A 24,621-nucleotide genomic window follows, 5' to 3' on the forward strand; every position below is an offset into this window, starting at 1 on the left:
CGCCGGCCAGAGACATGACGGAACGCGCGACGCGCCGGGATCTGCCGGGGCTCACGCGGCACCTGAGGAGGAGACGATGATTCAAACCCTGCCCGATGCGCGCACGGTGGACGTGTCGCGCCTGATCGACGAACAGAGGATCGGCCGCTTCGCGATCCTGCTGATCGCGTCGACATGGCTCGTGATGCTGACCGACGGCTACGAGCTCAGTGCGCTGGCGTTCGCCGCGCCTTCGCTGATTCGCGCATGGCACATCGAGCGCAGCTTGCTCGGCCCGGTGTTCGGCGCGAACATCTTCGGCATCATGATCGGCTCGATCCTGTTCGGCTATATCGGCGACCGGATCGGCCGCAAGCGCGCGATTCTGTCCGGTGCGTGCTGGTACGGGCTCGTCACGCTCGCGACCGCCTGGGCGTCGACGGTCGACCACCTGCTGTGGCTGCGCTTCGCCGCGGGTATCGGCATCGGCGGCGCGGTGCCGAACGCGTTCGTGCTCGTGTCTGAATTCGCACCGAAGCGGCTGCGAGCCACCTGGGTCACGCTGATGTTTACCGGCTATACGCTCGGGGCGGGCTTCGGCGGCGGCGTCGCCGTATGGCTCGTGCCGCACTTCGGCTGGCCCGCGGTATTCGTGGTCGGCGGGCTCGCGCCGCTCGTGGTGGCCGCCGCGCTGTCGTTCGTGATGCCGGAGTCCCTGCGCTATCAGGTGCTCAAGGGTTGGCCCCGCGACGGTATCGCGGCGACCGCCGCGCGCGTGCGGCCCGAACTCCCGTTCCCGCCGGATGCGCGCTTCGTCGTGACCGACGAGCCCCGGGTCGCGAAGTTCTCGCCGCGCATGCTGTTCGCGGGCCGTTTGCGCTACGTGACGACCGCTCTGTGGCTCGCGTACATCGCGAATTCGATGGCGCTGTTCTTCCTGCAAAACTGGCTGCCGGTGCTGATCGAGGCGACCGGCGTGGCCGCGCATCGCGCCGCGCTGATGACGACGCTGTTCTCGGTCGGCGGCACGCTCGGCGGCCTCGTGCTAATGCGCTTCATCGATCGTCATGGCGTGCGGCTCGTCACCTGTTTGCCGCTCGTCGGCTTTCCGCTCGTCGCGGCGCTCGGCATGAACCTCCAGACGGCCTGGCTGACGGCTGCCGTGTTCGGCGTCGGTTTTTGCGTCGCCGGCACGCAGGCCGGTCTCAATGCCGTCGCATCGATCGTCTATCCCACCAGCTTCCGCTCGAAAGGCACCGGCACCGCGATCGGCGTGGCGAAGATCGGCTCGATCTCGGGCCCGATGATCGGCGGGATGCTGCTCGCCGGACATCTGCCGGTGCGCGAGCTGTTCCAGGTCGCGGCGCTGCCGGTCGTTGCCGTCGCGGCGCTGATGTTCGTGCTCGGTCGCATGTACCGGCCCGGCGACACGCACGCCGACGGGCTCGCGGAGTGCGATCCCGCGGGCGCCGAGCCGCCGCTGCCCGCGGCGGAGCGCTAGGAACGGCAGCCGGGCCCGCCGGCTGGGCGCGGCGCGTGGTCGAGCGTGATCGCTAGAGCGATGCATGCGGCGCATTCGCGCCCCGACGCTCGTTTCCGCCGCCGTTGATCCGCATCCCCTCATTGCATCGAAACCGGAGAAGCACAATGAAAACGGCAGTCTGCACTGCTGCGGTGGCTTGCGTCCTCGCGGCGCCGCTCACGGTCCGCGCGCAAAGCTCGGTCACGCTGTATGGCATCATCGATACGGGGATCGCGTGGACGAATACGGTCGCATCGTCGATCAGGGCGCAGGGCGCGTCGCGCTGGTCGATGGCGACCGGGTGGGGCAGCGGCGACCGCGTCGGCTTCCTCGGACGCGAGGAACTCGGCGGCGGCCTGTCCGCGGTGTTCCGGCTCGAAGCGGGTTTCAGCGGATTGAACGGCACGTCGTCGCAGGGCGGCCGGCTGTTCGGGCGGCAGGCGTACGTCGGCCTGTCGAGCACGCAGTATGGCAAGCTGACGCTCGGCCGCCAGTACGACTACACGTTCGACTACGTCGCACCGCTGATGGCGTGGCTTCAGTTCGGCAGCATCTACGGCGCGCACATCGGGGACGTGGACGACAGCTTCCAGACGTTTCGCCTGAACAACAGCGTCAAATACGAGGCGAGTCCGCTCGCGGGATTGAAGCTCGGCGCGCTCTATGCATTCAGCAACCAGGGCGGCGGCGTCGGCCAGGGTTTCGCCAACAACCGCGCGTACGGCTTCGGGCTCGACTACGTGCGCGGGCCGATGCACGTGGTCGCGAGCTACCTGCAACTGAACAATCCGTCGGCGGGGATCGCGGCGTCGGGCAATAATCCGAACGGCGCGATCGGCGACGAGTACAGCGGCTCGACCAGCATCTTCTATAACGCGGGTTTCGTCGAGCGTCAGCGCATCTCGGCACTGGGCGGCGGCTACTCGTTCGGCGCGGCAGCGGTGAACGTGGTCATCACCGACACGCGGCTCGACTATCGCGGCGGCCACAGCCTGCGCGTCGACAACTACGAGATCAACGGGCGCTACCACTTCACACCGGCGCTGATCGGCGGCGTCGGCTACATCTTCACGGATGGCCACGGGTACGCCGGCAGCGGCGCGACGTCGTTCGCGACCGGCGACCGGCCGAGATGGCATCAGGTGGATGCGGGCGTCACCTATCTGCTGTCGAAGCGCACGGATCTGCACATGTCGATGGTCTATCAGCGGCGGGCCGGCGATGCGAGCACCGTCGCGATCAACTTCTTCGGCCCGGCGGGGGCGGGGCGCAGCAGTCAGATCGCGGTGCTGGCGGGGCTGCGACATCGCTTCTAGCGTACGAACGGCGCGCGGCGGGCCCGCGCGCGTTGCCGAACGGGACAGCATCGTCACGACGAGCCGCGCAACGCGGCGGTCACACCAATCGGAAGTCCACGGCGGAAGATGCGCTGCGCGCCTTGAAGAGTCGCGTCGGGCGTAATAGGAGGGAGGGACTCCTATTACGGGTCGAGACGGGTCGTCAGGCGGTAGCGGCCGTGCGAGCCTGCGACGAATCCGAGAAGGGCAGGAATCGCGATCCCGTGGAGCTTCAACCGTTTAAGTAAGGCGGCGGTTTCATTCGACATGACCGGCCGCCCGGAAAATGCTCTAGCCGGAAGGAACCGGAGGTCTTGCTCACGATGGTGTGCGGCTCTGCTGCGAGCCCTACAGCTTGAAAAAGCGAACGGTAGAATTGAGTTCGTGACCCTGCGACTTGAGCGAATCCGAAGCGGCGGCTATTTCCTCGACAAGTGCGGCATTCTGCTGGGTCGATTGGTCCATCAAGGCGACCGCCTGATTCACCTCATCGATCGAACGACTCTGTTCGCGAGCCGACGTGGCAATCTTGTCCGTGATCGTCGCGACATGCGAAATGGCCGTGGCCAATTCGGCAATGGTCTTTCCTGCGAGGTTCACCTGTTCGGCACCCGCCTCGACATTCGCGACAGATGACTCCAGCAAGCCCTTGATCTCCTTGGCTGCGGTCGTTGAGCGTTGGGCAAGGTTTCGCACCTCGGCGGCGACGACGGCAAAGCCGCGTCCGCTTTCGCCCGCACGTGCCGATTCAACCGCTGCGTTCAAAGCGAGGATGTTCGTCTGGAATGCGATGCCTTCGATCATGCCGACGATCCCTACGATCTTGCTGGATTGCTCGACCGCGACGTTCATCGTGTTCGCGGCCTTCAAAACCGCTTCATTCCCGCGATGGGCTGTCTCGACTGCGCCGCTCGCCACGCTATTGGCGCTCGTTGCCTGTTCGGCCGCGCCGCGTACGGTTCTCGCAAGCTCCTCCATACTCGCAGCCGTCTGCTGTAGCGAAGCCGCCTGCTGCTCGGTCCTTGATGACAGGTCCAGATTCCCTGACGATACTTCCCCCGCCGCGAGCTCGAGGTGGCCGCTGGTGCTCGCGACATTCTGCATGACGCCGTGGAGCTTCGCGACAAAGGCATTGAAGTGACGCGCCAGAAGGCCAACTTCGTCTTTGCTATCGAGCGGCAGCCTCCGGGTCAGATCACCGTCGCCGGCAGCAATCTCATGCATGGAAATAGCGAGGCTGCGGATTGGGCCTGTCATCTTTCGCCCGAGCAGGATCGTCATGCCAAGCCCTGCGGCCAGCACGAAAAGACCCGTCGCGATGAGCGTCAAAGTCAGCCTGTTGGAGGCCGCCATCATTTCCGGCCTAGGCACCAAGGCGAAATATTTCCAGCCATTCCTTCGCGACGTATAGATGAAGGATTCGTATGAAACGCCGTCCATCCGTACAGTGGTCAGCCCGTCTGGCGACGCGGCCAGTTGCGCGTAGCCGCCGCCAAGGCTTTTCAGATCCTTGAACTCGTGTTCCTTGGCCTTTGGGTCGATCAGGATCTTTCCGTTGTTGTCTGCGACGAGCAGGTAACCTGTCTCGCCAAACTTGATACCGCTGGTGAGGCGAGCGAAGTCGGCAAGCGAGATGTCGCCCTCGAGCACGCCGAGGATTTCTCCCTTGCTGTCTTTCACGACTCGAGCAAACGAAATGATCGCACCGCCGGAACCCGCCGCGCTCAGATATGGAGCAGGGCGCACGACGCGATCGGGCGCCGTCAACGCTAACTGATACCACGGCCTCACGCGAGGATCATAGTGGTCGCCATTCATGCTCTCGATGGGCCATTGGACGTAGCCACCCCAGCGAGTGCCTATATCGAGGTATCGCATGTTCGGGTGACTGTCGCCAAACTGCTTCAGCAGAGTGAAAATAGTTTTTTCAGTTTCGCCGTTAGCATCCGGCGTCATCTGGCCGCCATGAGTCAGATAGTCGGTGATGCTCTGATCAGCCGCTCTTAGTTGCGTTGTCTGTACAAGGTAGCTGATGTTTTGCTCGACCTCGCGAAAATTGGTGTCGAGCGATTCATCGGCCTGAAGAATGCGCTCATGGCTGGATCGCTCGAACTGGTCGACGGCCTGCTGTCGCACACTGCGCGCGCCGACCGCGGTTAGAAGGAGAACCGCAACCGCGAGTGCAGCACCAGCCACAGCGCTGAACTTGAATGCGATCGAACTCGTAAGCTTCACAAATGCCCCCTGAGCAGAATCTGAACTTGAACCGTAATGTCTTGCGGCGCGCAACGAACGCAGAGCGGATGGTTATTAATGGTTGTCGGCTTCTTTTCCGGTGGCTTGAGCAGTATCGGTGCAGAACTTCGACGTATTTCTGCGCCAGGCACGGGCGCCGTGTTGGTGTTTGAAAGATTGAGGACGGTTTGTGGGGATGAAGTACGTCTCTCTCGACACAAACACGCATTTCAAAAAGCGCTTGAGCTATATCCGGATCCCGCCCGACGCGTTCGGTCCCATGCGCGCGCAGCTTCAGACGGCTGGCATCAACCGCGGTGTGCCGTTCCCCGATCTCGACGGGGTGGCAGGCCGGATCGCCGACGCAATCCTCTACCCCGACGATCAACCGACGCCAGGCGCCGGCAACCTTTGAGGAACCCGATCGGCTGTTTCTTATCAGGTGGGTGATTTGTCAGCTTCCCCGTTTTCGGGGGCACTGCCGTCTCGGGAAGCGACGCTAATCCAATGTCGTACCCGGCGCCTCTGCGTTGGAGGCCTCCCCGGAGCCCCTGACGGATATCCGCATTGCTGCCATGACCGCTGCGAACCAGGTCGGCGGGATCGCACTCGATCCCCCGGTGTTTGATGTGCAACAGCGCAAGCTCGAGGGCGGCTTGCCGTCGGAATCTGCATGCAATACGTCAGCGGTAGTGATACGAAGGCATGAGATCTTGAACGTGAGGCGAACCGTTGCGATCGGCTCGACGAATAAAATGGCTGGCCGATGACTTGGCCAGCAAAAGGGTTCTGGCGATCCGAGGTTGATGTTTGCCAGAACCCAGGCACTGTGCAGAACAGCGAAGCCCAGATGTCGATCTAGCGCGCCGACACCCAGCGTCTACCGATCATGTCGACGATGGACGCCGCGTCGAAGCGATACGCCATCAGCGCAGCCAAACCGCGCCGTCCGTCGATGGACGCCGGAGCGCTCGTGAAGCCGTGCTTCGCGATCAGTGCGGCCTCGATCGCGTCTGCGACGGCCTTGCCGGTTTCGAGCGCGCCCATGTCGTGCGTCACGTTATGAGCGAGGCCTGCGGCCTGGGTGGCTGCGATGCCCAACGCATGGCGTGCGCACGTTTCGTCGAGCCGGTACAGGCGTGCCGCGGCGAGTACAGCACCCAATACACCAATCGCCGATGCCACGTTCCAGCGCGCGCGGAACGCATCGCTGTCCACCGCGCCGAGCAGCCGAGCCGCGGCTTCGATGCCGACGGCCGCGGCTTGCGCCATCTCGAGCTCGGGTGTGTCGAGTGCATCGCCGATGGTCATGACGGCGGCGAGCACAGCCACGTTGTGCGTGGCGTCGACTTGCGCCAGCATGGCGCCCATCGTCCATGCGCGTACCCGTAGATCGCCGGCGGAACTGCCTTGCGACTGCAGCAGTGCCCCCAGTTGGGCCGCGATGGCGTCGTCGACGTGTGCGCGCGCCTCGGCGAGACGCGCGCGTGCGTGGTCGACGGCAGTGGCGGACGTCGCGTCGAGCGGGCCGCAGGCCAAGGTGGTCAGGGCTTCGGAGACGGTGGAATGTTGAGCAGTTTCATGCATGGTTCAGTTCCTTGTTCGGCGCGCACAGCGCAAACAGCGTGTCGAGCGACGGTGCGGAGTCGATCGCTTCGACAGTCGCGGCAAGGCTGGCCGCGCTGCCCTTGCCGAGTACGGGGTCGACCAACAGGCGGACTTTTTCCATCAGTTCTTCGTCGGTGAGCGGACGAGCGAGGCTGCCGCGCGCGTGTTCCACATGATGTTCGAGCACCGCGCCGTTCGTGAGCGTCGCGCGGATGAACACTTCGTCGCGATTGACCGTCGGGTCCGGTACGAGCCTCGTCAGCGCGCGAATGCGCTGCACGTCGTCCTTGACGACGCGTGCATCTTCGTACTGTGCAAGGCCCACGCGCCTGTCGCACAGCGCCGCCGCCACACCGTGAATCGCGCTGAAACGAGCCTGCAGGCCATCCTTTGGTTGCGGATTGCCCATCAGTTCGGGGACGAGCGGATGACATCGCAGTGCTATCGACTCGAGAGCGCCGACGTCTGCCACGTGTGGTGCGATGGCAAGGCCGGAGTCGATGGCCGGATGCGCGACGATGCCGCACGGGTAGGGCTTGTACGTGTTGAAGCGTAGCTCCCAGCGCTCACCGAACGCGTCGTTCATCTGCCCGAAGTCAACGCGCGTCGACATTGAATGCGCATACCCTCCGCGCGCTTCGAAGATATCGCCGCTGGCCTGCAGGCCTGCCTGCGCGAGACGGGCTGCGGCGACGCCGTTGGCCGCGGCCTTGCCCGCGTGATACGGCTTGGTCATCGTGCCGAATGCCTCGCGCTGGCCGACGAACATGGAAGCGGCAATCGCCACCGCTTGCGCGAGCCGAGTTTCGTCGAGTCCGAGCAGCAACGCGGCGGTCGTCGCGCAGCCGATCACGCCGCAAGTGCCGGTGATGTGCCAGCCGCGGTCGTAATGTTCCGGCGAGATCGATACGCCCACGCGCAACTGCGCTTCACAGCCGAGCGCGAACGCGGTGAGGGCGGTGCGCCCCGTAGGTTTCGTCTCGGGCGCGAGTGCGGTGATGACAGCCAGAATCGACGCGGCCGGGTGGATGACCGTTGCCAGATGGGTATCGTCGAAATCGTCCAGATGCCCGGCAAAGCCCGTAGCCAGCGCGGAAAAATGCACGTCCACGCGCTCGCTGCGGCCCGGCACCGGCGCGCACGCAGCGACGCCGAGTTCCCGAGCGGCGGCAAGAATCGCGTCGACGCCGGGATGGCCCGACGCACCGATCGCCGTGCCGATCACATTGATAAGCGAGCGTTGCGCTTCGCGCGCGACGGTAGCGGACAGCGGACGCTGCGCGAGGGCATACAAGCCATGCGCGAATGCGGCGGCAATCGAACTCATTGAGACAGCTCCTCTAAACGGATGCCGTTGGTGCGCGGCCCGAGGGCGCTCACCATCACGACGATGACCAACATGGCCGACGAAATCAGCACGAACACGGCAGGCACGCCCGAATGCTTGAGGAGCGCCGCCACCCAAAACCCGACAAAGATCGAACTCAGCCGGCTCCAGCAAAATACGAAACCGACCGCGCGCGCTCGTATGCGGGTCGGGTAAAGCTCTGCTTGGTAGGTATGAAAGATCCCGATCAGCCAGTTATTGGCGATCGTCACGGCCGCGCCGCACATCAGGATCGGCCCGGGCCCGCGCGCCATGCCGAACAGGACGCCTGCCACGGCGACGACAGCCGCGCAGCCCACCAGTTGCCATTTGCGCTGCACGCGCTCGGCGAAACACATTGCCCCGATCGCACCGAGCGGTGTGGCGAAGGCGATCACCATGGTGTAGAGCAGCGAGTGTGTGAGCGTGATGCCCTTCGTAAACAACAGCACCGGCACCCACGCGCCGAAGCCGTACACGCCGAATGTCTGGAAGAAGTTGAAGCACGAGAGCATGATCGTGCGCGGCAGATAGCGACCTTTCCACATTTCGAGCCACGAGCCGGTGCCTTCTTCGGAGGCGAGCGGCACGTCGAGAGCGGGGGCGTCCAGCCGCTGCCCCGTTTCCGCGATGACCTGCCGCTCGATCTCGTCGACGATGGCGCGCGCTTCGGCGTGACGGCCCTTGCTTTCCAGCCAGCGCGGCGATTCAGGCAGTCTGCGCAGAATGAACCAGATCAGGACGGCGCCCGCCGAGCCGATGATCATCACCCACCGCCAGCCGTCCAGACCGAGGATCGTGTACGGCACGAGCAGATACGACAGCACGGCTACCGTCGGCACGGACGTCAGGATGACGAGAATACTGAACGCCGAATAGCGACCACGTGTGTGATTGGGTGTCAGCTCGGAAATGTAAGTGTCGACAGTGATGAGCTGCACGCCGATGCCGATGCCCGCCAGGAAGCGCCACGCATCCATGCCAAGCGCCGACGTCTGGAAAGCCGCCGCAAAGGTGGCGATCGAGTAGGTCACCATCGCCGCGGCAAACACCGCGCGGCGCCCGAAGCGGTCCGTGAATCCGCCTAGCGCGACGGTACCGACGAACATGCCGGCGAAGAACGATCCGAGGAAGCTCGCGAAGCCATTGACGTCGAACATGCTCGCCGTGGTGGCGCGATAGAGGCCACTGTGGATGAGCCCGAGCGAAATATAGGCAGCCATGAACATTTCGTAAAACTCGAACCAGCCGCCGATGGCGATGCGCGCGACCAGGCCACGAAAGTAGCGGGTCGGCGGGAGTCGATCGAGTCGGGCGGATACGCTCGCTTCGACCGTGCTTGCGATGGCGACATCTTTCTCCAGATACATGACAGTCTCCGATGTTGATTTATGTGGCCCTTATTTATCTGTCGACACTTTGGCAAGATTAAGCGAACAAATGGGATTTTTCAAAGTATTTTTCTTTGAAGTGGATACACTTTGGGGCGGTAACGTGCCTGCCTCGTCCGATCGCCTCTTGGTAGAATCAGCGCACCGGTGCAAAAGGCGCCTTGTCGGGTGAGGGAAGGAAGCGGAATGAATGAAAGCGACGTCGTGCTGGCGGACACCGAAGACCCCGCGGAGGCCGGCGGCGAGAGTTCGCGGGTGGCGGAAATCGTCGACTGGGTGGCGCGAAGCATCATCGAAGGCCGGTTGCAGCCGGGCGACGACCTGAATTCGGTCGAGCTTGCCCGACGTTTCGGTGTCAGCCGGACGCCGGTGCGCGAAGCATTGTTCGTGCTGCATCGCGAGCGCATGGTCGACTGGTCGCCACGGCGGCGCCCGCGCGTGGCGGCGATGAGCCTGAAGGACGTTCGCGAGGTTTACCATCTGCGCGCGCTGCTCTATGCAGAGATGTCGCTGGCGATCGTCGAGCATGCGACGGAAGACGACATTGCGTCGCTCTGGAGAGCCTATGGGGCGCTGGCTCAGGCCGCCAGCCAAGGCGATGTCGACGCTTACTTCTGGGCCAACGTCGCGTTTCGTGACGAGGAGTTGCGTGTGAGCCGCAATGCAATCTTCAAGGAAGTGCTCGACTCCATGCGTATGCGGACCAATCGGATGCGGCATCTGAGCACGTCGTTGCCAGGTCGGATGCAACGCTCGTGCGCAGATCACCTGCGGCTGTGCGAAGCGTATGCGGAACGAGACGGCACGCTTGCTGCGGCGCTCAATCGTTCTATCGTGATAGGTGCGTTGAAATCCATCGAGAATATCTGGGTCGCCTGATCATCGAAGCTCTCCACTCGTATATCCGCTGGTACGAGGCAATCCGGATCAAGGTCTCGCCCGGCTCCCTCAGCCCACTTGAATACCGGAAGCGTGTTGGAATCGTGGCATAACCGGCCCCGGATTTTGGCCGCTCTCCTTCACGGCGCCGGCGGCAAGCTGCACCTCGATGCGCCCCGGCCGCGTTGCCACCGTCGCCCTTTGGCGGTCGCGTAATTCAGATCGACGGAATGATCGGCACGGAGACGGCGGCCGAGACGTAGAGGATGTCGTTCAAGCCCATCGATCGAAAGCCAGCCCATCCCGACTCGTCTCACCACCGCACACGCTCGGCCATTCTCGATGCCGTCACGGCAGCGTGCTGCCCGTTCGGGTACGAAGCCATTCGATGGCATGGGGATGCTCATGGATCTGCGACCCGCAGTGTTGGCGCTGTCGCGAATGGTCCATCGTTCACCTGGCTATATTTGTGATCACAAAACCAAATATTTTTGGGGTAGCATACGTAAAACTCTATTTTTGTGATCACATCGTGAGTGACATGCCATGAATGACGCTTTGAGCGGGTTCCTGACCCGGCACCGCATCCGCGAGGTGGAGTGTGTCATCCCCGACATGACGGGCATCGCGCGCGGCAAGATCCTTCCGCGCGATCTGTTCATGGCGTCGGGAGAGATGCGCATTCCCAAGAGCGTGCTGCTCAACACCGTGAACGGGCAACAGCCGGACAACAGCCCCTTCGTGGGCGATACCGACCCAGACATGGTCTGCAAGCCCGACGCCGCCACCGTGCGCATCGTGCCGTGGGCGGCCGAACCGGTGGCCGTGGTCATCCACGACTGCCTGGAATGGGACGGCCAGCCGGTGCAACTCTCGCCCCGCGCGGTGCTCCGCCGCGTGCTGGCGCTGTACGAAGCACGCGGTTGGCAGCCCGTCGTGGCGCCCGAGATGGAGTTCTATCTGGTGGCACGCAATCAGAACCCGCACGAGCCGCTGCAGCCGCCGCTGGGGCGCACCGGAAAGCCCGAGGTGGGGCGGCAGAGCTACTCCATCGACGCGGTGAACGACTTCGATCCGTTCTTCATGGAACTCTCCGCCTTCTGCGACCAGCACCAGCTGGGCGTGGAAACGCTGATCCACGAGGCTGGCCCGGGGCAGATGGAGATCAACTTCAGCCACGGCGACCCGCTCGACCTGGCCGACCGCGTTTTCCTGTTCAAGCGCACGGTGCGCGAGACGGCGCTGCGCCACGGCGTCTTTGCCACGTTCATGGCCAAACCCATGGAGGGTGAACCCGGCAGCGCCATGCACATTCATCAGAGCATCAACGACGGCGAAGGCCGCAATATCTTCAGTAATACCGACGGCGCGGCCAGCGAACACTTTCACCACTTCATTGGCGGACTGCAAACCTATATCCCGCAGGTGATGCCCATGTTGGCGCCCTACGTCAATTCATACCGGCGGCTGGCGCCATACATGTCGGCGCCCATCAACGTGCGCTGGGGGCAGGACAACCGCACCTGCGGTATTCGCGTCCCCAAGTCCGGCCCCGGCGCCCGCCGGGTCGAAAACCGCGTGCCCGGCGTCGACGCCAATCCCTATCTGGCCATGGCCGCCACGCTGGCCTGCGGCTACATCGGCATGCGCGACCGGCTGCCTCCCAGCGAGCCCACCGACGGCAGCGCGTGGAACGTCGCCCACGAACTGCCGCGCCATCTCGAAAACGCGATCGAGGCCATGCGCGCCTGCGATGCCATGAAGGAGGTGCTGGGCGAAATTTTCGTCGATGCCTTCTGCGCGGTGAAGGAACTGGAATTTTCCACCTACAACCGGGTGATCAGTTCGTGGGAACGAGAGCACCTGTTACTGCTGGTTTGAGGAGTCCGTAATGAACCACACCCTTCCACATACCGGCATCGAGCGCGAACGCGTACAGGCCTTGCTCGCACATGAACGCGCCGAATACGCGCAACGCAACCCGAAGTCGCAAGCGATGTCCACACGCGCCGCGCCGCAGCTGATGTTCGGCGTGCCGCTGCACTGGATGAACGACTGGTCCACGCCTTTCGCGCTGCACGTGGCGCAGGCCCAGGGCGCGCAACTCACCGACGTGGACGGCCACACGCTGGCCGACTTCTGCCTGGGCGACACCGGCGCCATGTTCGGCCATTCGCCCGCCGTCGTAACCGAGGCACTGGCGACCCAGGCACGGCACGGCCTGACCACCATGCTCCCCAACGAGGACGCATCCGTCGTGGGTGAATTGCTGGCTCGGCGTTTCGGCCTGCCGAAATGGCAGTTCGCCATGACGGCCAGCGACGCCAACCGTTTCTTGCTGCGCTGGGTGCGTGCCGCCACCGGGCGGCGTACCTTGCTGGTGTTCAACGGCTGCTATCACGGCACGGTCGATGACGTATTCGTCGACCTGGTGGACGGCCAACCCACGCAACGTGCCAGCCTGCTGGGCCAGGTACACGATCTCACCGCCACCACGCGCGTGGTGGAATTCAACGACCTGGCCGCACTGGAAGCCGCGCTGGCCCCGGGCGACGTGGCCTGCGTTCTGGCCGAGCCGGTGATGACCAACATCGGCATGGTGCTGCCCGAACCGGGCTACTGGGCGCAGGCGCAAGACATCATCCGCCGCCACGGCAGCCTGCTGGTACTGGACGAGACGCACACGCTCAGCAGCGGCCCCGGCGGCTATGCGCGCGCTCACGGCCTGCAGCCCGATGCCGTGGTGGTGGGCAAGGCACTGGGCGGCGGCATGCCATGCGCGGCCTATGGTTTCAGCGCCGTGCTGGCCGAGCGCGCCGAGGCCGCCAAGCGCACGGCACCGCCGGGCCACTCGGGCATCGGCACCACGCTTACCGCCAACCTGCTGGCCATGGCGGCGATGCGCGCCACGCTCACTCACCTGATGACGCCCCAGGTCTTCGCCCCCATGCACGCGCTGGCCGAGCAACTGGCCGCCGGGCTGCGCACGATCTTGGCCCGCCACGGCCTGCCGTGGTGCGTCACCCAGGTGGGCGCCCGGGTGGAGTTCCAGTTCTGCCCGCAGCCGCCGCGCAACGGCAGCGAGGCCGAGGCGGTCATGGATGCCGAGTTGGAGCACGCGCTGCATCTGGCCTTGCTGAACCGCGGCGTGCTGATCACGCCTTTTCACAATATGATGCTCGTTTGCCCTGACACGACTCCGATGCACGTGCAGCGCCTGCTCACCGCATTCGATACCGTGCTGGCTTCGCTCACCGCCGCTACCGATTCATGAGTAACGACATCGAACCCACCACCACGCAGCAGGACACGATCTACGCCACGTTGCGGCAATGGGTCACCGTAGGCCGCTTTCTTCCCGGCGAGCGCTTGAAGATCCGCAACGTGGCAGCCGAGATGGGGGTGGGGCAGATGCCGGTGCGCGCCGCGCTACAGCGTCTGGCCGCCGAAGGCGCGCTGGTGAACGTGCCCAACGCCGGAATGATCGTCCCCAGGCTGACGATGCCCGAATTCGACGATCTGCTGCAAATGCGCATGCTGCTCGAGGGCGAGGCCGCCGAGCGCGGTTGCCTGAGACTGGAGCCGGCCGAACTCGCCACGCTGCGCAAGCTTTGCCAGCGCATGGCGAAGGCGTTGAAGAACCCCGCGAATCGGCCGGCTCGCGCCCGCGCGCCCGCGGGAGACAAGCAAACGCTGCGGCAGCCCGCCGTTTCCTTGAAGGCCGACCAAGCCACCGATTACCTGGCCGCCAACGAAGACTTCCATGTCCTGCTCTACAAGGCGGCCGGCTCGCCGTTGCTGTTCGAGCTGATCGATACGCTGTGGCTGAAGGCCGGCCCAATCTCGAACCGTCTCTTCGACACGGCCGAAGCCTCCGCCGTGTTGAACGACGCCCACGAAGACCTGATGGATGCGCTGGACAGGCGGGATGCCGCCGCGGCGCGACGCGCGGTGGAGCGCGACATCTTCGTGGCGGGACAGTTTCTGAGGTCAACGCTAAAACGCGATTGAGCGCAGGCGCGACTCGACCGTCGCGCCGTCGCGCAGCCAGCGCCGACCTGTCCCGTCTCGTCCTCGAGCGTCATGAACGGCATACCGTTCGCGGTTCCCGGCCTGTGCCGTACCGTGACCACTCCGCACGCGCGCAAGCTGGACGCTGTGCAACGTCGCCCGTTGCTCGGCCGGCCTCCGAGGCCGCGGCCGGTTCGCGCGCGTGCGGACGTCGCCCCGATTCTGGTCGCTTGACGAAAAAGTGGACCATTTATAGAATGATCACTTCCTAAATGGAGTGATCAAAATGGTTCAGCCAGTCGCAGGCCGCTCTCGGGGCCGACCCAGAACCTTCGACGAGCAGCGGGTTCTCAGTCGCGCCATTGCCTTCTTTAGCGCGTCGGGGTATTCGGCCGCCGGGATCAGCGATCTGTCCAGGGCGACCGGTTTAACTACCGGTAGCCTCTACAAGGCCTATTCCGATAAAGAAGGCATCTTCGCCAAAGCACTCGAGTGTTATATCGCCCGACGCGAGGCGGAGGTGGCCGCCATACTGGCTGACGCGGAGAGCGGGCGCGCCGCTATCGCGGCATTGCTTGGCCTTTATGCCCGGCTTAGTCAGGGCAAAGAGGGCAAACTTGGCTGTCTGTTGGTGGCAGGGATTACAGAGTTACCTCAGTTTTCCCGCGTGGGCGTTGTAATGCGTGGCCAGCTTGCGCGGCGTCGCGATCTGCTGATCGCACTGGTCGGCCAGGGGCAAGACGACGGCTCGATCACGACCACGGCTGCCCCGGCGACGGTGGCCGATCTGTTGCTTGCGCTGCTGCAGGGAATGCGCGTGCTCGGGAAAGCCGAATCGTTCAGTGAAGATACGGACGCGTTCGTTGCGCTTGCACTCAAAGTCCTGGAATAACCATGAACGGCTCCGTTTTTTGGGCTCTCATCGGCGGGACCATGTTGCCACTGCAGGCGGTGATCAATGGGCGACTTGCGCGCCCGTTGGGATCGCCTCTTTGGGCAGCCGCCGCATCCGGCGCAGTCACAACGGTCGCGCTGGTCGTGATCGGTTTGGCGACCACTGGCGGTTTGCCGCGCGGCGAGGGCGGCGTCGATCTGCCGGTCTGGTCATGGAGCGGCGGCCTGTGCGGCGCGCTCGCACTGACAGCAATGACCGCCGCCGCGCCGCGACTCGGCGCTGCGACCATGATTTCGATGGTCATCACCGGGCAGGCGCTATTTTCCGTCGTGATCGATCAGTATGGGTTGTTCGGATCGGCCTCCCATCCCCTCACCGCACGGCGAGTCATCGCGGTCTTTCTGCTGATTGCGGGTGCCGTGCTTTTTTCGAAGAGGAATCCTTGATGATACATGGCGAGATGCCGGCGGCGCCCGCCGGCTTTGAACATCGTTTCGCGACGGCGAAAGGCTTGCGTTTTCACTATGTCGATGGCGGTGCGGGTGCCGCACGCACCATCGTCCTGCTCGCGGGCTTTCCCGAGAGCTGGTATGCGTGGCGCAAAGTGATGCCGTTACTGGCTAGCCGCTTTCGCGTCGTCGCCATCGATCTGCCAGGCCAGGGCGATAGCGATCGGCCGATGGATGGCTACGACACGCAAACGGTCGCGCAGCGCGTGCACGACCTCGTAAGCCATCTCGGACTCAAACGATACAGTCTCGCCGCCCACGACGTCGGCGCGTGGGTGGCATTTCCGTATGCACATCTGTTCGGCGAGGAGGTTGACGCACTGGCATTGCTGGATGCGGGCATTCCAGGCATTACCTTGCCGGACATGCTGCCGTCTTCGTCCGACCGGTCGTGGAAGACCTGGCACTTTTCCTTTCATGCCGTTCCGGACCTTCCCGAGATTCTTCTCGAAGGTCGTGAACGGGCCTATCTGGAATGGTTTTTCTGGAGCAAGACGGCCAACCCGGCGTGCTATGGCGAGGACGAGATAGCCGAGTATTTGAGGATCTACCGCGCGCCTGGGGGCATGCGTGCAGGCCTCGCGTTCTATCGCGCCGCGGCGCTTTCGGTCGAGCAGAACCGGGCGCTGTCGCACGAGCGGAAGCTGACGATGCCGTTGCTCGGCCTCAGCGCGGATCAGGGATCGATCCCGGACATGGCAGCCGCGCTTCGCCCGTTTGCAAACAACGTCACGGGCGAGATCGTCGCGAATTGCGGACACTTTCAGCCGGAGGAGCAGCCCGAAGCCGTGTCGGAGGCGTTGGTGCGGTTCTTCGCTTCACCGTGAGTTCGGTCGACCCAATGGATACGCGGCAACCGCTCCATTCTTTCAAAATGCCGCCGCATGTCCGGTGTGCTCGCCCGTTGCGTGGACGAGCCGATTGCCGCCGAGCGATTTTGCTCGATACAGTGCCTGGTCGGCAACCGAGAGCAAGTGGGTAAGCGAGGCCGTCTCATGATCCGATTCGGCCAGGCCGATGCTGACGGTCGCGCGGATGCGATTGCCGTCAGCGCCATGCGATATCGCCGCAAACCGGTTTGCGACGGTCTCGGCCACCGCGCTTGCGCGGTGGGCGTCGTAACCTGGCAGCAGCGCAGCGAATTCTTCGCCGCCGATGCGCGCGAGGACCACGCTCGTCTCGGTGTCGACAACGGATCGGACCGTATCCGCGAATGACTTCAATACGTCGTCGCCGGTTTTGTGCCCGAAGCGATCGTTGATTCTCTTGAATTGATCGAGATCAAATGCAAGGAGAGTGGTCGGTAGCCGACGTATCCCGTGCTCGTTGATCACCCGCTCTCCCTCTTCAAAGAACAGCCGGCGATTCCCCAGGCGAGTCAAGTAATCGGTACGGGACTCCTGCAAGAGTTCGCCATGAATTTCTTCCCGCGTCAGGCGGAGCAACGTCATCGGCAAAATAACGGAATAAAGGACGCCCTCGTACATGGTGATTTTGCTGGCAATCGATTGTGCGCCCGCTCCACAGGCCGAGACCAGCCATGGCAGAGCGAATGCTCTGGCGGCATAGAACAGTGCGTGGATCCCCGTGACCGCCACTGCGACGCGTCGGGATTGAACCGCTGGAATGCCGTCGCGTCGCGTGAGTTCGAAGGCCGTCATGGCGGAGACGAGCGCGATCGGGATGGCGCTGACATAGAGCCATATGACCGTCTGGGAGGACGCTGTAGAGGCCGCCCATGTAAGCCCCATCAAGAGAAGCAAACCCATTGAGCTTCCGACATACCGTCGGCCATTGAACATTGCCACGGCGTGCAGAACCAGGAGATAGCCACCCAGAATCACGAGGTTGCTCACGGCGGCGCCAGCGGCGCCCAGCAATTCGCGCCGAAATGCCGCCAGCGCGCAGCCGCTTCCGAGTGCCGCATATCCAATCGCCAGCATGCGCAGTTCGTCGCCGCGCTTGGGATGGGAAATATGCTCCCAGTACGTCATGGCGGAACTGGCAAGCAACGTTCCGATCGCCAGGAGGTAAAGGGTAGCTAGATCGACTGTCATTGCCGACGCCAAGGCGGGTCCCCGCCACGACGAGGAAAGGTTGAGGGAATACCGGGATAACGGCAGATGCGTCGAATTCTTGAAAAAAGTCCGGGCGGACCGCCGGCGGCATGAACCCGTGTTTCCGACAGAGGCGGCCAGGCATCGCGAGCAGCGATGGCGGGGCGACGATCAATGCCACGTTGCGAATGGGTGGCCGCGCCTCGATGTTGCAAGCGCCGCGGTTTCGAGGCGTTCCGGAAAAGGGGCCATGTCCGCCATGAAGACGCCAACGATCGAGGCACTTCCGGCAGCCGCCTGCTTCGTCGACGTGTGCCTGACGTTATGCTTTCCTACGCGAAGCATTTCGCGAACGCGGAGGCTGCTCGATCTGCCGAAACGGAACACTTCGCAGCGGAATCGGCGGTCTTCATGAAACCGTCTCCCAACCCGGACGCGCGTCGCGGGCGGCAGCAGGCGCACGAGCCAGGCCGGCCCTCGCTAACGAAACGCCCGCATCTGCCCCGTCATCATCTGCAGCATCTTGTTGGCCGCCACCGACAGCTTGCGGCCCACGCGCGTGACCATGTGCGCCTCGGCGTTCTCGAGGATCGGATGCGCGATCTCGATTGCGAACAACTCCTTGGCCTGCAGTTCGGCCGTTACCGCGAAGGCCGGCATCACCGCGATGCCGAGCCCGGACTTCACGAACTCCTTGAGGATCGCGAATGAATTGGTGGTGACGCTCGGGGCGAGCCGCACGCGCTCGGCGTATTCCACGGCCTCCATCATCTGCCGCGTGCCGTAGGACGGGTGGGTGGCCGCCAGCGGGTAGGTGGCGAGCTGCTGCACCGTCAGCACCTTGTGGCTGCGGCGCGGGAAGTCCGGGCCGACGATCGCCATCATCGGCTGCCGCTTCGACGCGCGCGACACCAGCTTGGGCTCGGCGGGCGGGTTGTAGACCAGGCCGATCTCGCCCTCGTCGTTCGAGATCTTGCGGATCACGTCGTTGGTGCTGCCCACGTCGAGGTTGACGCGGATCCCGGGGAACTGCCGGCAGAACTGTTGCATCGGCCCGGCCAGCAGGTCCGACACGAAGCCCTCGCCGAGCACCAGGCTGACCTCGCCGGTCTTGAGCCCGCGCAGTTCCTGCAGGCGCGAGATGAGGTCGTCGCGGTGCGCGAGCTGCTCGCGGAAATACTCGATCACGCAGCGTCCCGCCTCGGTGGGCGTCACGCCGCGCGCGTGGCGCTCCACCAGGGTGGCGTCGAGCTCCTTCTCCAGCAGCCCGATCTGGCGGCTCACGGCCGATGGCGCCACGTCGAGCCAGTCGGCCGCGGCGCGAATCGTGCCGCAACGCACGGCCTCGTAGAAATAGACGATCCGGCTGTCGGTCAGGGTATCGCTCATGATCCAGGTGTTCTAAAAAAGAGAACAATATCAATATTGGCGTTGATTGATTATACGGGTCGCCGGACGGAACATCGTTGTCATGCAAGGCGGGCGCAAGCTGATGCGCCGGCCTCGAACCAACAGCTATCAGGAGTCGTCGGATGAAAACGGTGGGCGTGATCGGTCTGGGCAACATGGGGCGCGGCATGGCGGGTTCGCTGCGGCGCGGCGGCTACACGGTGCTCGGTTACGACGCGGCGCCCGGCGTGGCGCTCGCGCTGGCCGGGCAGGCGGTGCTGTCGGCGCGCGAGTCGGTGGCCGAGATCGCGCGCGACGCCGACGTGCTGCTGCTGTCGCTGCCGACTTCGGCGGTGGTCGAGGCGGTGGTGCTGGGCGCGGGCGGCGTGCTCGAGAACGCAAAGCCGGGCAGCATCGTGATCGACACCACCACGGCCGATCCGGACAGCACGCGGCGCGTGGCGGCGGCCCTGGCCGAGCGCGGCATCGGCTTCGTCGACGGCCCGGTGAGCGGCGGCCCGAAGGGCGCGGCCACCGCCACCATGACCATGGTGCTGGGCGGCTCGGACAGCGATATCGCGGCCGTCGAGCCGATCCTCGCGGTGATCAGCGCCAAGCGCGTGCATGTGGGCCCGGTGGGCGCCGGCCACGTCACCAAGCTGCTCAACAACCTGTTGACCGGCGTGCACCTGCTGGTCGCCAGCGAGGCGGTGCGCACCGCGCACGCGGCCGGCGTCGATCCGGAAAAGCTGGTCGAGGCGCTCAACGGCGGCTCCGGCCGCAACAGCGCGACGCTGACCAACTACCCGACGTGGATCTTCAACGGCAAGTTCGATTCCGGTTTCACCATGAAGCTGATGCGCAAGGACGTGCGGCTCGCGCTGGGGCTGCTCGACCAGTTCGACAGCGTCGCGCCGGTGGCGCGCGAGGCCGCGCGCGTGTGGGCCGCCAGCGAGGGTTCCGTCGCCGACGGCGAGGACTTCAACCGCATCGTCGACTTCCTCGACCCTGCCTGAGGCCGGGCAGCTCGCGCCACGATCCCGTTCGACCTACTTATACGGATACCCGACATGACCCAGCACGCAGACCAGTTGCTCGCCGCCTTCGCGCATTTCTTCCCCGGTGCCGCCACGATCGGCTCGTATATCGACGGCGAACTCGTCGCCGGCCAGGGCGACACGATCCAGCTTGACGATGCGGCGACGGGCGAGGCCACGCTCGCCTATCGCGACGCCGGCGCGGCCGTGATCGACCATGCCGCCGAAAGCGCGCGCCGCGCGCAGCGCGAGTGGTGGGCGCTCACGCATGCCGCGCGCGGCCGCGTGATGCAGGAAGTGGCGCGCGCGATCCGCGCCGAGGCCGAGGCGATCGCGCGGCTGGAGGCGCTGGGCTCGGGCAAGCCGATCCGCGACTGCCGGGGCGAGGTGGCCAAGGTCGCCGAGATGTTCGAGTACTACGCGGGCTGGACCGACAAGTTCTACGGCAGCGTGATCCCGGTGCCGACGTCGCACCTCAACTACACGCGCCGCGAGCCGGCCGGCGTGGTGCTGCAGATCACACCCTGGAACGCGCCGGTGTTCACTTGCGGCTGGCAGGTCGCGCCCGCGGTGGCGATGGGCAACGGCGTGCTGCTCAAGCCGTCGGAGCTGACGCCCTTCACGTCGCTGGCGCTTGCCCGGCTCGGCGAGCGGGCCGGGCTGCCGCGCGGCCTGGTCAACGTGCTGGCCGGCTTCGGTCACACCACCGGGCAGGCGGCGATCGCGCATCGCGTGGTGAGCAAGGTGGTGTTCGTCGGCTCGCCGGCCACCGGCGCGCGCATCGCCGAGGCCGCCGCGCGCCGCGTGCTGCCCTGCGTGCTGGAGCTGGGCGGCAAGTCGGCCAATATCGTGTTCGCCGATGCCGACCTCAAGCGCGCGGCGCTGACCGCCCAGGCGGCGATTTTTGCCGGCGCGGGCCAGAGCTGCGTGGCCGGCTCGCGTCTGCTGGTGCAGCGCGCCGTCTACGACGAATTCGTCGCGATGGTGGCTGCCGGGGCGAAGAAGATTCGTGTCGGCGCGCCGCTCGACGAGGCGACCGAGGTCGGCCCGATCAACAATCGCAAGCAGTACGACCACGTGATGTCCATGATCGCGCGCGGCGTGGCGGCAGGCGCCACGCTCGCCAGCGGCTCGGCCGAGCGCGTCGGGGAGGGCCGCGGCTACTTCGTGGCGCCCACCGTGCTGGCCGGCGTGTCGAATGCGATGGAGGTGGCGCGCACCGAGATCTTCGGGCCGGTGGTGGCCGCCATCCCGTTCGACACCGAGGAGGAGGCGATCGCGATCCCCAACGACACCGACTTCGGCCTGGCCGGCGCGGCCTGGACCACCGACGTGGCGCGCGCGCATCGCGTGGCCGCGCAGGTGAATGCCGGCACCTTCTGGGTCAACGGCTACAAGACCATCAACGTGGCCTCTCCGTTCGGCGGCTACGGCATGAGCGGCTACGGCCGCTCGAGCGGGGTCGAGGCGCTGTACGAATACACGCAGACCAAGAGTGTGTGGGTCGAGACGGCCGAAGCGCCGCCCACCGCGTTCGGTTATCTGTAACCACCGGCCCGCATGCGACGGCAGCCGGGCTTCAAGGGGAGACTCGTCATGGAACACGCATTGGGTATCGAGCGCCGCGAGCTGGGCGGCGCGGCCACCGCCAAGGTCCTGCTTTACGCGGCCGGCATCCTGCTGGTGGCGGAATGGATCGGCTCGTTCACGTTCAAGATCGGACCGGGCAAGGTCGTGCTGCTGCCGATGATCTGGGCGCTGCTGCTCGGCGCCGCGGTGGGGCTGGCCAGCGCGCGCTGGAACAGCAGCGCGCGCCTGAGCGTGCCCGACCAGTTCTTCGCGGCCGCGATCCTGCAGCCGGCGCTGCTGCTGTTCGTTTCCAAGCTCGGGCTGATGGTGGGCAGCGCACTGCCCAAGCTGGCATCGGCGGGCTGGGCGCTGGCCTTCCAGGAATTCGGCCACTTCGTCGGCACCATCCTGCTCGGCCTGCCGCTCGCGTTGCTCCTCGGCATCAAGCGCGAGGCGATCGGCGCGACCTTCTCGGTAGGCCGCGAACCGAGCCTGGCGATCATCGGCGAGAAGTACGGGATGGATTCGGCCGAGGGCCGCGGCGTGCTGGCCGAGTACCTGACCGGCACCGTGTTCGGTGCGGTGTTCATCGCCGTGTTCGCCGGTTTCGTGAGCAGCCTCGGCATCTTCGATCCGCTCGCGCTGGCGATGGGCTCGGGCGTCGGCTCGGGCAGCATGATGGCGGCCGCGTCGGGCGCGATCGCCGCGCAGCAGGACCCGGAGACGGCGAAATCGGTGCTCGCGTTCGCCGCGGCCAGCAACCTGATCACCACCACCATCGGCACCTACTTCACGCTGTTCATCTCGCTGCCGCTCGCGGTCTGGGGCTATCGCGTGCTGGAGCCGCTGATCGGCCGCACCACCAAGGCATCGGCGCAGCCCGGGGCGGCCAGCCCGTCGCTGGGCGACGTGCGGACCGAGGCGCCCACGCTCGGCTACGGCGGCAAGCTGCTCGCCTGGATCGTGACGGCCGCGATGGCGCTGGTGTGCGACTGGATCGCCCACGGCACCACCCCGCTGGAGGGACTGCCGGGAATGGCGATCATGGTGGGCGCGACGATCGTCGGCGATGCGCTGGCACGTGTGACGGGGCGTCGGATTCCGGCGGTCTGCTGGGTATCGGTGGTGGCGATGTTCCTGACCTCGCCGTGGTCGCCGTGGGCTTCGCAGATCGCCGCGCTCAGCTCGCACAACGATTTCCTTGGCGTGACCACGCCGATGCTGGTGTTCGCGGGGCTGTCGATCGCCAAGGACATCCCGGCCTTCCGCCGGCTCGGCTGGCGCATCGTGCTGGTGTCCTTCGTGGCCAATGCCGGCACCTTCATCGGCGCGACCCTGGTGGCGCAGCTGTTCCATATCTGACCCGAGGCCTCGCGGCACGGCGGCGGTCGGCATGGCCGTCCGCCGCCGTGCCGCGACGACCGACGAGAGCGCTCCCATCCGCATGAAACTGATCGATTCCATCGTCGCGCACGCCGACGAACTGACGGCGATACGCCGCGATATCCATGCCCATCCCGAGGTGGGCTACGACGTATTCCGCACCGCCGAACTCGTCGCCGAGCGGCTCGAGCAATGGGGTTACGCCGTCACGCGCGGCGTCGGCCGCACCGGTGTGGTCGGCACCTTGAAGCGCGGCGGCAGCATGCGTGCGATCGGCCTGCGCGCCGACATGGATGCGCTGCCCGTGCAGGAGGCCAACACCTTCGCGCATCGTTCGACGGTGCCCGGCGCGATGCATGCGTGCGGCCACGACGGGCACACCGCGATGCTGCTGGGGGCCGCGCGCCATCTGGCGCGGCATGGCGAGTTCGACGGTACCGTGCAACTGTTCTTCCAGCCGGCCGAAGAGACGGGCGGCGGCGCGCGCGCGATGATCGAGGACGGCCTGTTCGAGCGTTTTCCGGTGGATGCCGTGTTCGGGCTGCACAACTGGCCCGGCATCGCGGCCGGCGATTTCGCGGTGCGGCCGGGGCCGCTGATGGCCTCGACCAGCCTGTTCCGGATCAACCTGCGCGGCGCCGGCTGCCACGCGGCCATGCCGCACCTGGGCCGCGATCCGGTGTTCGCGGCGGGGCAGGTGCTGAGCGCCTTGCAGGGGATCGTCACGCGCAACCGCAATCCGATCGACGGCGCGGTGCTGTCGGTTACGCAGGTGCATGCGGGCGAGGCGATGAACGTGGTGCCGACCGATGCCTGGCTCGGCGGCACGGTGCGGACCTTCTCCGAGGCGACGCTCGACCTGATCGAGACGCGCATGCGTGCCGTGGTGGCCGCGACGGCCGCGGCCTTCGATTGCGAGAGCGAGGTGGATTTCCAGCGCCAGTATCCGGCTACCGTGAACGACGCCGAGCAGACGGCGGTGGCGGTGACGGTGATGCGCGAGCTGGTGGGCGACGCGCATGTGAACGCCGCCGTCGATCCGACCATGGCGGCGGAGGACTTCTCGTTCATGCTGCGCGAGAAGCCGGGTTGTTATGCGTTCCTCGGGAACGGGGTGGGCGATCATCGCGTGCATGGGCATGGCGGCGGCCCTTGCCTGCTGCATAACGCCAGTTACGACTTCAACGATGCGTTGCTGCCGGTGGGCGCGAGTTATTTCGTGAGGCTGGTGGAGCGGGTTTTGGCACGGTAGGCAGGCAGTGGCGAGTTTTCGCGGCCGAGCGTGATGAACGAGCGCCGCCGAGGTGAGCTCGGTGTGGGGCGCCCGTCCGCAAGCCGCATGCAGTCACGCGTTCAAGCGTATGTCTGGACATGCGCCCACGGTATATCGACGTGGGCAGCGAGCGCGGCGACGTTTGACGAGAACTTGATGCGAAGGCCGCGACGTTGCCGGG

The 24,621-nt window shown here is 65.3% G+C and carries 20 protein-coding genes and 1 pseudogene; 15 read left to right on the top strand and 6 right to left on the bottom strand.

The features are described 5' to 3' along the window. Nucleotides 1–76: 76 nt before the first annotated feature. Complete coding sequence (locus tag AC3IFE_RS06470; protein WP_489189949.1) at nt 77–1,480, top strand: MFS transporter; 1,404 nt, start codon at nt 77–79, stop codon at nt 1,478–1,480. Between the two features lie 146 nt (nt 1,481–1,626). Then, a complete protein-coding gene (locus tag AC3IFE_RS06475) occupies nt 1,627–2,817 on the top strand; it encodes a porin (protein ID WP_489189950.1) in 1,191 nt (396 codons plus the stop codon). A 369-nt stretch (nt 2,818–3,186) separates the two neighbouring features. On the opposite strand, the gene AC3IFE_RS06480 is transcribed toward AC3IFE_RS06475, so the two are convergent. Beyond that, the gene (locus AC3IFE_RS06480; RefSeq protein WP_489189951.1) at nt 3,187–5,073 is read right to left on the bottom strand and encodes a methyl-accepting chemotaxis protein; all 1,887 of its coding nucleotides are present in this window, start codon (nt 5,071–5,073) and stop codon (nt 3,187–3,189) included. 196 nt (nt 5,074–5,269) lie between these two features. Here AC3IFE_RS06480 and AC3IFE_RS06485 point away from each other — a divergent pair, with 196 nt between their 5' ends. Beyond that, entirely contained in the window at nt 5,270–5,488 is a 219-nt protein-coding gene (locus AC3IFE_RS06485; protein ID WP_179233522.1) for a hypothetical protein, read from the top strand. 443 nt (nt 5,489–5,931) lie between these two features. On the opposite strand, the gene AC3IFE_RS06490 is transcribed toward AC3IFE_RS06485, so the two are convergent. From AC3IFE_RS06490 to AC3IFE_RS06500, 3 genes are read right to left on the bottom strand one after another with little or no spacing between them, the layout of a single operon-like run. Next, a complete protein-coding gene (locus AC3IFE_RS06490; protein ID WP_489189952.1) occupies nt 5,932–6,660 on the bottom strand; it encodes an MmgE/PrpD family protein in 729 nt (242 codons plus the stop codon). Then, nucleotides 6,653–8,008: an MmgE/PrpD family protein gene (locus AC3IFE_RS06495; protein ID WP_489190147.1), complete on the bottom strand. Its 1,356-nt coding sequence runs from the start codon at nt 8,006–8,008 to the stop codon at nt 6,653–6,655. The genes AC3IFE_RS06490 and AC3IFE_RS06495 overlap by 8 nt, the downstream gene beginning before the upstream one ends. Then, the gene (locus AC3IFE_RS06500) at nt 8,005–9,417 is read right to left on the bottom strand and encodes an MFS transporter (RefSeq protein ID WP_089470055.1); all 1,413 of its coding nucleotides are present in this window, start codon (nt 9,415–9,417) and stop codon (nt 8,005–8,007) included. The genes AC3IFE_RS06495 and AC3IFE_RS06500 overlap by 4 nt, the downstream gene beginning before the upstream one ends. 207 nt (nt 9,418–9,624) lie before the next feature. Here AC3IFE_RS06500 and AC3IFE_RS06505 point away from each other — a divergent pair, with 207 nt between their 5' ends. From AC3IFE_RS06505 to AC3IFE_RS06540, 8 genes and pseudogenes are all read left to right on the top strand, one after another. Further along, nucleotides 9,625–10,317 carry a GntR family transcriptional regulator gene (locus AC3IFE_RS06505; protein ID WP_089470054.1) on the top strand — a complete coding sequence of 231 codons (693 nt, stop codon included), beginning with the start codon at nt 9,625–9,627 and terminating at the stop codon, nt 10,315–10,317. Between the two features lie 2 nt (nt 10,318–10,319). After that, nucleotides 10,320–10,430 (top strand): annotated as a pseudogene (locus tag AC3IFE_RS06510) (IS3 family transposase); the annotation flags it as partial. Nucleotides 10,431–10,863: 433 nt separating this feature from the next. Next, on the top strand, nt 10,864–12,198 hold the full coding sequence (locus AC3IFE_RS06515; RefSeq protein WP_489189953.1) for a glutamine synthetase family protein: 1,335 nt from the start codon (nt 10,864–10,866) through the stop codon (nt 12,196–12,198). 10 nt (nt 12,199–12,208) lie between these two features. Further along, a complete protein-coding gene (locus tag AC3IFE_RS06520) occupies nt 12,209–13,591 on the top strand; it encodes an aspartate aminotransferase family protein (RefSeq protein ID WP_489189954.1) in 1,383 nt (460 codons plus the stop codon). Beyond that, nucleotides 13,588–14,328: a GntR family transcriptional regulator gene (locus AC3IFE_RS06525; protein WP_089470050.1), complete on the top strand. Its 741-nt coding sequence runs from the start codon at nt 13,588–13,590 to the stop codon at nt 14,326–14,328. Before AC3IFE_RS06520 ends, AC3IFE_RS06525 begins: the two co-directional genes overlap by 4 nt. Before the next feature lie 286 nt (nt 14,329–14,614). Further along, nucleotides 14,615–15,220 carry a TetR/AcrR family transcriptional regulator gene (locus tag AC3IFE_RS06530; protein ID WP_489189955.1) on the top strand — a complete coding sequence of 202 codons (606 nt, stop codon included), beginning with the start codon at nt 14,615–14,617 and terminating at the stop codon, nt 15,218–15,220. A 2-nt stretch (nt 15,221–15,222) separates the two neighbouring features. Next, a complete protein-coding gene (locus AC3IFE_RS06535) occupies nt 15,223–15,669 on the top strand; it encodes a DMT family transporter (protein WP_489189957.1) in 447 nt (148 codons plus the stop codon). Then, entirely contained in the window at nt 15,669–16,559 is an 891-nt protein-coding gene (locus tag AC3IFE_RS06540) for an alpha/beta fold hydrolase (RefSeq protein ID WP_089470047.1), read from the top strand. The genes AC3IFE_RS06535 and AC3IFE_RS06540 overlap by 1 nt, the downstream gene beginning before the upstream one ends. A gap of 42 nt (nt 16,560–16,601) precedes the next feature. On the opposite strand, the gene AC3IFE_RS06545 is transcribed toward AC3IFE_RS06540, so the two are convergent. Further along, nucleotides 16,602–17,789 (bottom strand): GGDEF domain-containing protein, encoded by a 1,188-nt coding sequence (locus AC3IFE_RS06545; RefSeq protein ID WP_489189958.1) that lies wholly within the window; start codon nt 17,787–17,789, stop codon nt 16,602–16,604. 480 nt (nt 17,790–18,269) lie between these two features. After that, nucleotides 18,270–19,178, bottom strand: coding sequence for a LysR family transcriptional regulator (locus tag AC3IFE_RS06550; protein ID WP_089470045.1), 909 nt, complete (start codon nt 19,176–19,178; stop codon nt 18,270–18,272). Nucleotides 19,179–19,306: 128 nt separating this feature from the next. Here AC3IFE_RS06550 and AC3IFE_RS06555 point away from each other — a divergent pair, with 128 nt between their 5' ends. The 4 genes from AC3IFE_RS06555 (at nt 19,307) to AC3IFE_RS06570 (ending at nt 24,419) form a co-directional block, all read left to right on the top strand. Beyond that, the gene (locus AC3IFE_RS06555) at nt 19,307–20,194 is read left to right on the top strand and encodes an NAD(P)-dependent oxidoreductase (RefSeq protein ID WP_489190148.1); all 888 of its coding nucleotides are present in this window, start codon (nt 19,307–19,309) and stop codon (nt 20,192–20,194) included. A 54-nt stretch (nt 20,195–20,248) separates the two neighbouring features. After that, a complete protein-coding gene (locus AC3IFE_RS06560) occupies nt 20,249–21,763 on the top strand; it encodes an aldehyde dehydrogenase family protein (RefSeq protein ID WP_489189959.1) in 1,515 nt (504 codons plus the stop codon). A gap of 48 nt (nt 21,764–21,811) precedes the next feature. Next, entirely contained in the window at nt 21,812–23,146 is a 1,335-nt protein-coding gene (locus AC3IFE_RS06565) for a DUF3100 domain-containing protein (protein WP_489189960.1), read from the top strand. An 82-nt stretch (nt 23,147–23,228) separates the two neighbouring features. Continuing rightward, the gene (locus tag AC3IFE_RS06570) at nt 23,229–24,419 is read left to right on the top strand and encodes a M20 aminoacylase family protein (protein WP_089470597.1); all 1,191 of its coding nucleotides are present in this window, start codon (nt 23,229–23,231) and stop codon (nt 24,417–24,419) included. Nucleotides 24,420–24,621 lie beyond the last annotated feature (202 nt).

The sequence above is a fragment of the Burkholderia sp. APQ4-4ca genome, from assembly GCF_057837105.1.

Bases quoted from the DNA above. Each gene is read 5' to 3' on its own strand.
- AC3IFE_RS06470 (WP_489189949.1), top strand. From the start codon at position 77: ATGATTCAAACCCTGCCCGATGCGCGCACGGTGGACGTGTCGCGCCTG.
- AC3IFE_RS06545 (WP_489189958.1), bottom strand. From the start codon at position 17,789: ATGACAGTCGATCTAGCTACCCTTTACCTCCTGGCGATCGGAACGTTG.
- AC3IFE_RS06560 (WP_489189959.1), top strand. From the start codon at position 20,249: ATGACCCAGCACGCAGACCAGTTGCTCGCCGCCTTCGCGCATTTCTTC.
- AC3IFE_RS06535 (WP_489189957.1), top strand. From the start codon at position 15,223: ATGAACGGCTCCGTTTTTTGGGCTCTCATCGGCGGGACCATGTTGCCA.
- AC3IFE_RS06475 (WP_489189950.1), top strand. From the start codon at position 1,627: ATGAAAACGGCAGTCTGCACTGCTGCGGTGGCTTGCGTCCTCGCGGCG.
- AC3IFE_RS06500 (WP_089470055.1), bottom strand. From the start codon at position 9,417: ATGTATCTGGAGAAAGATGTCGCCATCGCAAGCACGGTCGAAGCGAGC.
- AC3IFE_RS06515 (WP_489189953.1), top strand. From the start codon at position 10,864: ATGAATGACGCTTTGAGCGGGTTCCTGACCCGGCACCGCATCCGCGAG.
- AC3IFE_RS06530 (WP_489189955.1), top strand. From the start codon at position 14,615: ATGGTTCAGCCAGTCGCAGGCCGCTCTCGGGGCCGACCCAGAACCTTC.
- AC3IFE_RS06490 (WP_489189952.1), bottom strand. From the start codon at position 6,660: ATGCATGAAACTGCTCAACATTCCACCGTCTCCGAAGCCCTGACCACC.
- AC3IFE_RS06520 (WP_489189954.1), top strand. From the start codon at position 12,209: ATGAACCACACCCTTCCACATACCGGCATCGAGCGCGAACGCGTACAG.
- AC3IFE_RS06565 (WP_489189960.1), top strand. From the start codon at position 21,812: ATGGAACACGCATTGGGTATCGAGCGCCGCGAGCTGGGCGGCGCGGCC.
- AC3IFE_RS06525 (WP_089470050.1), top strand. From the start codon at position 13,588: ATGAGTAACGACATCGAACCCACCACCACGCAGCAGGACACGATCTAC.
- AC3IFE_RS06550 (WP_089470045.1), bottom strand. From the start codon at position 19,178: ATGAGCGATACCCTGACCGACAGCCGGATCGTCTATTTCTACGAGGCC.
- AC3IFE_RS06540 (WP_089470047.1), top strand. From the start codon at position 15,669: ATGATACATGGCGAGATGCCGGCGGCGCCCGCCGGCTTTGAACATCGT.
- AC3IFE_RS06485 (WP_179233522.1), top strand. From the start codon at position 5,270: ATGAAGTACGTCTCTCTCGACACAAACACGCATTTCAAAAAGCGCTTG.
- AC3IFE_RS06570 (WP_089470597.1), top strand. From the start codon at position 23,229: ATGAAACTGATCGATTCCATCGTCGCGCACGCCGACGAACTGACGGCG.
- AC3IFE_RS06505 (WP_089470054.1), top strand. From the start codon at position 9,625: ATGAATGAAAGCGACGTCGTGCTGGCGGACACCGAAGACCCCGCGGAG.
- AC3IFE_RS06495 (WP_489190147.1), bottom strand. From the start codon at position 8,008: ATGAGTTCGATTGCCGCCGCATTCGCGCATGGCTTGTATGCCCTCGCG.